At 58.9% G+C, this 891-nt stretch carries 1 protein-coding gene and 1 pseudogene; both read right to left on the bottom strand.

What is annotated here, in order from left to right; genetic code table 11:
- Window positions 1–777: pseudogene (locus VZ95_RS19750) on the bottom strand (F0F1 ATP synthase subunit alpha); the annotation flags it as partial.
- A partial coding sequence (locus tag VZ95_RS19745; protein WP_045777387.1) for a F0F1 ATP synthase subunit delta occupies window positions 777–891 on the bottom strand: 115 nt, incomplete at its 5' end. The pseudogene VZ95_RS19750 and the gene VZ95_RS19745, both read right to left, overlap by 1 nt.

Genomic DNA, 891 nt, shown 5'->3' with positions numbered 1-891 from the left:
ATCGCGGAAGAATTCACCCATCGCGCAACCGACATAGGGGGCGATGAATTGCAGCGGCGCGGCTTCCGAGGCGGTTGCGGCCACAACAATGGTGTAATCCATCGCGCCGTAATCTTGCAGCGTCTTCACGATCTGCGCCACGGTCGAGCGCTTTTGCCCGATCGCGACATAGATGCAGTAGAGCTTCTTCGACTCGTCGCTGCCTTCGTTGATCGTCTTTTGATTGAGGATCGTATCGATGGCGACGGCGGTCTTACCGGTCTGACGGTCGCCGATGATGAGTTCGCGTTGACCGCGCCCAATCGGAACCAAGCTGTCGATGGCCTTCAGACCCGTTTGCATCGGCTCATGCACCGACTTACGCGGAATGATGCCCGGTGCCTTCACTTCAACGCGGCTGCGCTTCACATCGGTGAGCGGGCCTTTGCCGTCGATCGGATTGCCGAGACCATCGACCACGCGGCCGAGCAGACCCTTGCCGACGGGAACGTCGACAATCGTGCCGGTGCGCTTGACGGTATCGCCTTCCTGAATGCCCCGGTCTTCCCCGAAGAGCACGACGCCGACATTGTCGGTTTCGAGGTTCAGCGCCATACCGCGCGACCCGTTCGGGAACTCAACCAGCTCGCCTGCCTGAACATTGTCGAGGCCGTAGACGCGGGCGATACCGTCCCCGATGGACAGCACCTTACCCACTTCCGCGACTTCGGCGCTCGTCCCGAAATTGGCGATTTGTTCTTTCAGAATGGCCGAAACTTCGGCTGCACGGATATCCATCAACCAACTCCCTTCATGGCGAGCTGCAAGCGCATCAATTTAGTCTTCAGCGAATGATCGATCAGCTTAGAGCCGATCTTGACGATGAGACCGCCGATTAACGACGGCTCGACT

It is taken from the genome of Elstera litoralis (assembly GCF_000963705.1).
Taxonomy (GTDB): Bacteria; Pseudomonadota; Alphaproteobacteria; order Elsterales; family Elsteraceae; genus Elstera; species Elstera litoralis.
The sequence above is the reverse complement of the archived record's forward strand: the minus strand, read 5'-3'. Positions and strand labels throughout refer to the sequence as shown.